The 9,844-nt window shown below is 36.4% G+C and carries 8 protein-coding genes and 1 pseudogene; all 9 read left to right on the plus strand.

Annotated elements, in window-relative coordinates:
• Positions 1-196: 196 nt before the first annotated feature.
• The 9 genes and pseudogenes from ppsA (at position 197) to BUC11_RS12880 (ending at position 9,798) form a co-directional block, all read left to right on the plus strand.
• Positions 197-2,626, plus strand: coding sequence for a phosphoenolpyruvate synthase (gene ppsA / locus BUC11_RS12840; protein WP_073354663.1), 2,430 nt, complete (start codon positions 197-199; stop codon positions 2,624-2,626).
• A 6-nt stretch (positions 2,627-2,632) separates the two neighbouring features.
• Positions 2,633-3,388 (plus strand): SDR family oxidoreductase, encoded by a 756-nt coding sequence (locus BUC11_RS12845; protein ID WP_073354665.1) that lies wholly within the window; start codon positions 2,633-2,635, stop codon positions 3,386-3,388.
• Positions 3,389-3,589: 201 nt separating this feature from the next.
• A complete protein-coding gene (locus BUC11_RS12850) occupies positions 3,590-3,850 on the plus strand; it encodes a zinc ribbon domain-containing protein (RefSeq protein WP_073354669.1) in 261 nt (86 codons plus the stop codon).
• Positions 3,851-4,028: 178 nt separating this feature from the next.
• Complete coding sequence (locus BUC11_RS12855) at positions 4,029-4,301, plus strand: zinc ribbon domain-containing protein (protein ID WP_073354671.1); 273 nt, start codon at positions 4,029-4,031, stop codon at positions 4,299-4,301.
• Between the two features lie 114 nt (positions 4,302-4,415).
• A pseudogene (locus BUC11_RS17175) lies at positions 4,416-5,366 on the plus strand (NAD(P)-dependent oxidoreductase).
• 96 nt (positions 5,367-5,462) lie between these two features.
• On the plus strand, positions 5,463-6,572 hold the full coding sequence (locus tag BUC11_RS12865) for a site-2 protease family protein (RefSeq protein WP_073354683.1): 1,110 nt from the start codon (positions 5,463-5,465) through the stop codon (positions 6,570-6,572).
• A complete protein-coding gene (locus BUC11_RS12870) occupies positions 6,553-7,707 on the plus strand; it encodes a phospholipase D-like domain-containing protein (RefSeq protein ID WP_073354673.1) in 1,155 nt (384 codons plus the stop codon). Before BUC11_RS12865 ends, BUC11_RS12870 begins: the two co-directional genes overlap by 20 nt.
• Positions 7,708-8,557: 850 nt before the next feature.
• Positions 8,558-9,463, plus strand: coding sequence for a DnaJ C-terminal domain-containing protein (locus tag BUC11_RS12875; protein ID WP_073354676.1), 906 nt, complete (start codon positions 8,558-8,560; stop codon positions 9,461-9,463).
• Positions 9,460-9,798: a chaperone modulator CbpM gene (locus tag BUC11_RS12880; protein ID WP_175547757.1), complete on the plus strand. Its 339-nt coding sequence runs from the start codon at positions 9,460-9,462 to the stop codon at positions 9,796-9,798. The genes BUC11_RS12875 and BUC11_RS12880 overlap by 4 nt, the downstream gene beginning before the upstream one ends.
• Positions 9,799-9,844 lie beyond the last annotated feature (46 nt).

The raw sequence follows: 9,844 nt of genomic DNA on the forward strand, positions 1-9,844 counted from the left end.
TTACGCTATTAGTTTAGCCAGGTGAAGATCCTACTACTCACCTATAAAAGCTCAAAACTGCGGTTTGTAAATTCCGATTCTAGCTTTTAATTAAAAATTTACGATTGTGGTAAAAAAAACAAGCTCCTGTTTTTTTTTGAAAATTACTATTTGACATACCAATTTAATACCCTTTCCTATTTAAAAAAAAGGCGCAATGAGAACATACAACTACATCCTGTTTTTCAACGAAATAAATATAGATGCAATTGACAAAGTAGGCGGTAAAAATGCATCTCTTGGCGAAATGTACAATCAGCTCAATCCAATTGGCATTTCTATTCCAAATGGATTTGCAGTTACTGCAGAAGGGTATCGGCTATTCCGAAAAACCAACCGTTTAGAACAACTATTGCAAGATTTATTGTTGTCTTTAGATACCAAGGAATATTCAAATCTTTCGCTTATTGGAGAAAAAGCTAGAAATCTCATTCTATCTGCAGCTATTCCCGAAGAAATACGGGATGAAATAAAACTCGCTTACGAATCGCTCAGTAAGCAATGTGGCACCTCAAATCTAGATGTCGCAGTACGAAGTAGTGCCACATCTGAAGATTTACCCACCGCGAGTTTCGCAGGACGAATGGAGTCTTTTCTTCATATTAATGGAGAACAAGAATTACTGTCCACTATTCACCGTTGTTATGCTTCGCTGTTTACAGATCGTGCCATAAAATACCGTCACGACATGGATTTTACTAAATTAGACATTGCTATTTCCGTGGGTGTCCAACAAATGGTCCGAAGTGACATAGCGGCTTCCGGAGTGGCTTTTACAATTGATCCCGATAGCGGATTCGAAAATACCATCATCATAAATAGTATTTGGGGACTGGGAGAAAATATTGTTCAAGGTACGGTTACGCCAGACGAATGGATTGTATTCAAACCTACATTGACAAATCCGAACGTGAATCCCATTTTAAAAAGACAGTGCGGCCAAAAAGAATTTACGATGATCTATAAAAATGCAGTGGCAGGTTCAGCTGCTGAAAACACCATTGTTAATACCGATACTTCATTGGAAAAACAAAAACAATTTTCGCTAAACGACAAAGAAGTCATTCAACTGGCACAATGGTGTTTAAAAATTGAAAAACATTATAAAAAAGCAATGGACATTGAGTGGGCCAAAGACGGTCTAAACAATCAATTGTACATTGTTCAGGCACGTCCAGAAACCGTTCACGGAAAAGCAAATAAGCAACTGCGAGAAATTTATAAGTTAAAAGAAAAAAGCACCCTCTTAGCTAAAGGAATCGCATTAGGTGACAAAATTGCTTCCGGTAAAGCCCGAATTTTAAACAATCCACAAGAAGGCGCTTTACTACAAAATGGCGAAATCATCGTAACGGATGTAACAAATCCAGATTGGGATCCTATCATGAAACGAGCCGCAGCGATTATCACTAATAAAGGAGGCCGCACTAGTCATGCCGCCATTGTGGCTCGAGAATTAGGAACCGTTGCTGTTGTGGGTTGTGGAGATGCCACTTCAGCAATAAAAAATGGTCAGGAAATCACCGTTTCCTGCGCCGAAGGAACAGCAGGAAACATTTATGATGGACTCTTGAAATGGGACATTACAGAACAGGATTTTAGTGCCCTCAAAATGCCAGAGACGCATCCCATGCTCATTCTGTCTGATCCCGAAAGAGCGTTTGAGTTAAGCCAATATCCAAATCAGGGCGTGGGTCTGATGCGAATGGAATTTGCTTTTTCAAATACAATCAAAATCCATCCTTTGGCATTATGCGAACCGGAAAAAATAACCGACAAAAATATAAAATCCGAAATTGCAGCTTTAACAGAAGGCTACGAAGATCCAAAAAAATATTTCATTGATAAACTGGCCGAAGCAGTGGCTATTGTGGCTGCCGCCTTTTACCCAAAGGAAGTCATTGTACGGATGAGTGATTCTAAAAGCAATGAATACGCCAACCTGATCGGAGGACAATTTTACGAACCAAAAGAGGAAAACCCGATGATTGGTTTTCGTGGCGCTTCCCGGTATTACAGTGACTTTTATAGAAAAGGGTTTGCTTTAGAATGTGAAGCTATGAAAAAAGTACGAAATGAAATGGGACTGCTCAACGTGAAATTGATGATTCCATTTTGTAGAACAATAGAAGAAGGTGAAAATGTCTTAGCTGAAATGACAAATAATGGTTTAGTACAAGGCATCAACGGGTTACAAGTATATGTGATGATTGAAATTCCAAGCAATGTATTGATGGCTGCTGAATTTGCAAAATTATTTGACGGATTTTCTATAGGATCCAATGACTTGACACAACTCACCTTAGGTTTAGATCGTGATTCAGCTTTAGTCAGTTATTTGTTTAATGAAGAAAATCCAGCAGTCAAATATTTAATAAAAGAAACCATTAAAGTTGCCAAACATTATGAAATAAAAGTGGGACTCTGTGGTCAAGCTCCAAGCGACATTCCTGAGTTTGCTGCTTTTTTAGTCCAGGAAGGAATCGACAGCATCTCCTTTAATCCAGATGCTTTGATAAAAGGAATCGAAAATATTTTAGAGGCCGAACATAAAACCAAAAGAACAATTACAAACTCAGTAAAATAGCTCTCAATGGAAACACTATTCAAAAATAAAGTAGTTATTGTAACCGGCGGCTCCTCTGGAATTGGTAAGGCGACGGCACTTGCTTTTGCAAAAAAGGGAGCAAAAATAGCTGTAGTAGACTGGAAGGAAAATAATGAAGTGATAAACCTCATCCAAGAATTAGGTGGTGAGGCACTTTTTATCAAATGTGATGTCTCCAAAGCGGAGGATGTAAAAGCAATGGTCGCCAAAACGATTGCCACATTTGGCCAATTGGATTATGCTTTCAACAACGCCGGAATTGAGGGCACATCTGCTCCTACACAAGAGTGCTCAGAAGAAAATTGGGATAAAACCATTGGGATAAACCTTAAAGGAATCTGGCTTTGTATGAAATATGAAATTCCAGAAATACGCAAACAAGGGAAAGGCGTCATTATCAATTGCTCTTCGGTCGCTGGATTAGTTGGTTTTCCAGGATTACCAGCTTACGTGGCGTCTAAGCACGGCGTCGTGGGACTTACTAAAACTGCAGCTTTAGAATGCGCCACATTAGGAATCCGAATAAATGCGATTTGTCCCGGTGTAATCCAAACCCCAATGATTGATCGTCTGACTGGAAAAAATAAAGAAGCAATACAACAATTCACAGGTTTAGAACCTCTGGGTCGCTTTGGTCTTCCAGAAGAAATAGCGAATGCGGTAGTATGGATGTGCTCTGATGAAGCCTCTTTTGTAACCGGACATGCCATGGCCGTAGATGGTGGTTTTGTAGCACAATAATAGAAATAAGATTCTAAAACCAGGTCAAACTGTAATTTTTTTTATCCTAATTTAAAATTGGGTTATGGGAAATTATATCTTGAAATAGTTTTATTTCCAAAATTCCAGCACTACGATTTGAGCAAGCTGGAACTTGAAAACCTTCAGTACAATTAAAAATTTATATTTAGCAACAAACAGGAATAGTAGCTTTAAAAAATTATGGAAAATAAAATTAGCTGTCAAAGTTGTAGCATACCGCTTGACGCCACCGCATTGCAAGGAACTGATAAAAACGGTCTAAAAAGTAAGGAGTATTGTAAGTATTGTTTTGATGATGGCGCTTTCAAAAATCCAGAGATAAATTTAGAACAGATGAAAATCAACGTAAACAATAAATTGAAAAAGTTAGCAATCAATGAAGATTCCATTCAGAAAACGGTAAACAATTTACCGCTATTGAAGCGTTGGAAAAGTAGTTAATGTCAAATCCAAAGTGGTAGCTTGAAATCCTCTTTGCTTATAAAAAACCGTATGGCAATACCATTTATCGAATTCATCAGCCGACTCTTAAGCGATCCATTAATAAAAAAATTGACAGAAAATAAAAGTAGCAACAAAATAAACGCACAAACAAAGCTAACCACTTAAATCAATCAACATGGAAATCATCCCTTTTTGTCAAAGTTGCGGAATGCCACTGGCTTCAGAAGAAGTCAAAGGAACAGAAAATACGGGTCATAAAACAAGTGATTACTGTAAATATTGTTATGAAGACAGTCAATTTAAACAACCCGATATGAACTTAGAAGACATGAAAAACATGGTAAAAGTCCATATGCAGAAAAAGAAGCATCCAGATTACATGATTCAAAAAGCCATGAATCTCTTACCTGCCTTAACTCGATGGAAAAACAGCCATTTAATTATGTGAGCAATCCACTATTCGCAAGGTTGATAAGGAGAAAAGCGAACAATTTTTTATAAAGTAAAAACTATTAAAATGAAAGTATTAGTCTATAGCATCTTTGGTTTTGATAAGCCATTTATGGAAAAAGCAGCGCATGGCAATCACGAATTAGTTTTCTCAGAGGAGCATTTGGATGAAAAAACGGCAGACCTAGCCAGGGGATTTGATGCAGTTTTGCTTTCCACGTCAGATATTGCCTCTGCAGCAGTGTTGCAAAAACTATATACTTATGGCGTAAAATATATTGCGTTGCGGGCGGTACGTTCAGATCTTATTGATCTTCCAAGAGCCAAATCTTTGGCCATGAAAGTAGCAAATGCACCTACTTATTCTCCTTATTCCGTCGCAGAACACGCCGTAGGTTTACTGTTAGCTTTAAACAGAAAACTGATTTTGGGTCAGCGGTTAATGCACATTGGTGATTATCGCATGGATCATCTGGTAGGTTTTGATCTGCATGGAAAAACAGTTGGTATCATTGGAACTGGCACAATAGGTGCTGCTTTTGCAAGGATTATGCATGGTTTTGGATGTAAAATTTTAGCTTTCGATGCTATTGAAAATAAAGAACTATTAGCTGAAATCCCATTATCTTAAGGCTCATTTGAAGCTGTTTGTGCAGTTTCAGATGTAGTCTCAGTTCATGCGCAATGGAATCATTCCTCCAAGCAAATGTTTGATAAAGCCACTTTTTCAACGTTAAAAAAAGGAATGATTTTTATCAATACCGCTCATGGAGCATTTGTAAACACCGAAGATTTAATCGAGGCAATTGAGAATAAAACTATTACAGCTGTTGGTTTAGACGTTTATGATAAGGAACACGCATTGTTTTATCAGGATCACACTGAATCTCCTATAACAGACTCGTTGTTTCTCAAATTGCGTTCTTACCCTAATGTATTAATTACCGGTCATCAGGGATTTTTGACAAAGGAAACATTGGCCGGAGTAGCAAATATAACAATTGCCAATTTAAATGCTTGGGCCTATAATGGTACTTCTGAAAATGAAATAAATGAAAAATAGCTTCCTTTTTTTTCGAAAATAAAAATAGAATGAGCCTATTTTCAACTAGATCATTTTCCTTTTTATATTGTGAACAGTAATGCTAAAACGCACCAAATGAAAGGTTCCTTTAAACTCGGAAAAATCGCTGACATTGGAATTTTTGTTCACTGGACCTTCTCATTATTGATTATGTTTATCATTTTCATTAATTACCGAGCGGGCCAGAGCGCAACTCAAATACTTTTGTCCGTTCTGTTTATTTTGAGTCTATTTATCACTGTAATCCTGCATGAACTAGGCCACGCTTTGGCAGCAAAAAGGTACCACATAAAGACCAAAGACATCACTCTTTTGCCTATTGGAGGTTTAGCACGACTCGAAAAAATTCCTGAAAAGCCAATTGAGGAATTGATAGTAGCTGTTGCAGGACCTTTAGTAAACATTTCCTTGGCCCTTATTACAGGGATATTCATAGCCATTCCCGAAACGTCGGAGGAATTAATGTTGCAACTTTCAATTGGCATAAATCCGAATAATTTCTTTTTGAATTTCTTCTTAGTCAATTTTTGGCTGGCACTTTTCAACTTGATTCCTGCTTTTCCAATGGATGGAGGCCGAATTATACGCGCTGTATTGTCCTTTAAAATGCAACGACATGTAGCGACTCGAATTGCGGCTCGAATTGGTCAATTTATAGCTTTAGGATTTATACTTTTTGGCTTTTTTACGTCACCTGTTTTAGTTTTTATTGGTATTTTTGTTATTATCGGGGCGCAGGTAGAAGCGGACTTTACTGAAACTAAATTTTTATTAAAAGGTTTTAAAGTTCATGACATTTTGATGAAACAATTTCCAAAGGTGGATGCGAATGAAACCATAAAAACGGCCGTGTCATTGGTTTTAGACAGCCAAAGCAAGAATTTTCTAATCACGGAAGCAGGTATTCCTGTTGGAACGCTGAACCGAGATCAAATTATTATGGCGCTTACAAAAAATGGAGAAAATGAATTTATTTATAATGTCATGGATCGGAATTTAGTTTTTCTTGACGGTAACTCACTTCTGGAAAATAGTTTTGAGGTGATTCAACTCAATAAATCAAGATTAATGCTTGTGATGGAAAACAATGAAGCAGCAGGAGTTTTGGATAGCGAAAATCTTGTGGAATTTATTTTAATCAATGAAGTTAAAGCAAAGATAACGCATGATAAAAAGTACCGATAGCTTTACGGCTTCAAAAAATCTAGAGTTGGTTCACAGTGGCGAAGATTATTTTGCCCGTTTAGAAGCTATTATACAACAGGCACAATTTCAAATCTACCTGCAAATGTATCTTTTTGAAAACGATACTACAGGAACAAGAATTAGTACCGCCTTAAAAGAAGCAGCTTCTAGGAAAGTTGAAATTTACATTCTTCTGGATGGTTTAGGCAGTTTATCCTTTCCTTCTGAGCTGGTTAAAGAACTGAAATATATAGGTGTCAATATTCGTTTTTTTGCCCCTTTATTTTCAACATACACCTTTTTTATTGGCAGGAGGCTCCATTCAAAAATTGTTGTTGCTGATGCAAAAGTTGCGCTAGTTGGTGGTATAAACATCGCTGCTAAATACCATGGATCGGCAACCGAAGAACCTTGGTTGGATTATGCCGTTCAACTAAAAGGGGAAATTGCTAAACCACTGCAGCAACTTTGCAGCGATATTTATTCTAAGAAAAGGCGCTTAGGAAATAAAAAAATAAAAACGGTTTTTGCTATGCAGGGAGATGCATCCGTACGCATACTCCAGAACGATTGGCTAAAGGGGAAAAATGAAATTTGTGATGGGTATATCAAAGCCATTCGGCAGGCCAAAAAAGAAATAATTATAGTAGGAAGCTATTTTCTTCCTGGGATTCGAATCATTAGAGCATTGAAAAAAGCATCAAAAAACAAAGTGACCATTAAACTGATTCTTTCCGGAAAATCAGATCTTCCAGTGACTAGGCGGGCAACTTGCTTTTTATATGATAAACTGCTCAAGTATAACATTGAATTGTATGAATGGGACAAATCGGTTTTGCATGGAAAAGCAGCAGTTATTGATGGGAATTGGTCCACAATTGGCTCTTTTAACCTGAATAATTTAAGTTCGTACGGAAGTATTGAAACTAATATTGAAATAAACTCAGAATTATTTGCAGCTATGTTTCGGACCCATCTCTACGAAATCATTGCACAATGCCAATGCATCACGCGGGAATCTCTAAATACTAAAACCAATATTATCACTAAATGCATTAATTTGATTTCGTATGGCATCACTAGAATCATAGAATTAGTAGTCACTTACACGCCTTACAAACGCTTTTATAATTAAAAAAAAAGAGGATTGGAATTAAAAAAGGATGTTGAAAGCAAATCCCTAAATAAGACTGTAAAAAGATATGTATCCCAAATCAATTGGTATGAATTCTTTTTCTAGTTCATTTTTAAAAAAATTGTTAGTTCCGTTAAATAACGAAGCCCTGAGTCACTTGTCTAGAACAGAATGTTCTTTGTAGTCATAGCTTAAAAGATTCTCCGCAGCACTCCAAACTTATAAAGTGCTAAACTAGTTTATTATTCGGATGACCTGTCTTTTAAGGGGATTTTGATCCAAAAATAGACTGCAAATACATACAGAAATGATGGAGAAATCCAAATTCAAATTCATCCCAAAAAAACTAAATTGATGACCCTAAACATACGTCAAATTGTTACTGCGCTGTTGTCTATAAAAAACCGAAGCTAATTTTTGATAAGCACAAGGAATGGATTCGAGCTCTTAATTACGTCCAGAATTTTGGGCCGAACGAGTATTGCAAACACAAAAAATAATTCACCATAAGTAAATGGATCAGCTGGTAGGAAAAATAAATTACGTTCTAAAAATCAATCTAAAAGGTACCGAATTTATAAAGTACAAAGCGCTACTTTTTGAATTGAAACACCAATAAGATTTGAGAGCCATAGAAAAACAGTTGTTTTCTTTTTGAAGAGAAAAAATTAATAGTACGGACTCCAATTTAGGATTTTTTTCATATATCTAATTGAATATAAACACTTTATTTCTATTTTCTTCTTTCAAAATTGTTTAAATTTGATATTGTAAAATAGCAACTCGAGCGATTTTTTCAACCGCACGAAGTTAAAAAAACAAAGTAACCGCAACATAAAAAACAATCTCGATGGCATTTATAGACTATTACAAAATTCTTGAAGTGGATAAAAAAGCAACCGAAGCCGAGATTAAAAAGGCGTATCGCAAACTAGCCCGTAAATACCATCCTGATTTAAATCCAAATGATAAAGAAGCCGAAAGAAAGTTCAAGGAAATTAATGAAGCAAACGAAGTATTAAGCCATTCTGAAAACCGTAAAAAATATGATGATTACGGAGAAAACTGGCAGCACGCTGAGGAATTTGAAAAATCCAAACAACAACGGCAGTATCAAGGAAATGGCCAACAAGGAGGTTATGGAGAAGGAGGATTTAGTGGTAGTGGTGACTTTTCTAATTTTTTCGAATCCATGTTTGGTGGCCGTTCCACTGCTGGTGGAAGTCGAAGAGAAGCTCAGTTTAAAGGGCAGGATTTCAGCACCGAATTGCATCTTGACCTAAAAGACGTCTATAACACGCACAAGAGAACGCTGACAATCAACGGTAAAAATATCCGAATTACCATTCCAGCTGGAGTCGAAAATGGACAGCAAATAAAAATTAGTGGTGTGGGTGGTGAAGGCGCCAGTGGAGGTCCAAAAGGCGATTTATACATCACATTTACAGTAGCCAATCACACGGAATTTAAACGTGACAAAAATAATCTTTATGCAAGTGTAGCTCTCGATTTATATACTGTACTATTAGGCGGTGAGATTACCGTTGCTACTTTTGACGGCAAAGTAAAACTGACTGTAAAACCAGGAACCCAAAACGGAACTATTGTCAAACTGAAAGGAAAAGGTTTCCCAATTTATAAAAAGGAAAGTGAATTTGGCGACTTATATATTACCTATCAAATCAAAATCCCTACTAATCTCTCCCAAAAAGAAAAAGATTTATTTATGGAACTTTCAAAATTACAAATATCATGAATACCACAAACTTAATCCCTCTATCCCTGCTTTACATGCAATACAATCTAGAAATGTCATTCTTTTTTAATTTAAATGAAATGGGTTTATTGGAAATCCTTACCGTTGATGAAACTAAATATGTCCGTCCTGAATCTGTTCATGCAATTGAAAAAATGATACGATTGCACCAAGAACTAGAGGTAAATATGCATGGAATAGATGTCATTTTAAATTTATTGGAAAAAATAGAGCGTTTACAGCATGAATTGATTTCCGTTAAGAACAGGTTGAGTTTGTATGAAAGTATGCTGCTCCCCAAAAAACGTACAACTTTTTGTGTGAATTTAAGATAGGATTAAAAACCTTAAATTAGCAGAATTATGTCAAGAACAAGAAGAG

It is taken from the genome of Flavobacterium xanthum (genome assembly GCF_900142695.1).
Classification (GTDB): domain Bacteria; phylum Bacteroidota; class Bacteroidia; order Flavobacteriales; family Flavobacteriaceae; genus Flavobacterium; species Flavobacterium xanthum.

Excerpts from the sequence above, each read along its gene's own strand:
- BUC11_RS12875 (WP_073354676.1), top strand. The coding sequence starts at position 8,558 with ATGGCATTTATAGACTATTACAAAATTCTTGAAGTGGATAAAAAAGCA.
- BUC11_RS12880 (WP_175547757.1), top strand. The coding sequence starts at position 9,460 with ATGAATACCACAAACTTAATCCCTCTATCCCTGCTTTACATGCAATAC.
- BUC11_RS12850 (WP_073354669.1), top strand. The coding sequence starts at position 3,590 with ATGGAAAATAAAATTAGCTGTCAAAGTTGTAGCATACCGCTTGACGCC.
- BUC11_RS12855 (WP_073354671.1), top strand. The coding sequence starts at position 4,029 with ATGGAAATCATCCCTTTTTGTCAAAGTTGCGGAATGCCACTGGCTTCA.
- BUC11_RS12870 (WP_073354673.1), top strand. The coding sequence starts at position 6,553 with ATGATAAAAAGTACCGATAGCTTTACGGCTTCAAAAAATCTAGAGTTG.
- BUC11_RS12845 (WP_073354665.1), top strand. The coding sequence starts at position 2,633 with ATGGAAACACTATTCAAAAATAAAGTAGTTATTGTAACCGGCGGCTCC.
- ppsA (WP_073354663.1), top strand. The coding sequence starts at position 197 with ATGAGAACATACAACTACATCCTGTTTTTCAACGAAATAAATATAGAT.
- BUC11_RS12865 (WP_073354683.1), top strand. The coding sequence starts at position 5,463 with ATGAAAGGTTCCTTTAAACTCGGAAAAATCGCTGACATTGGAATTTTT.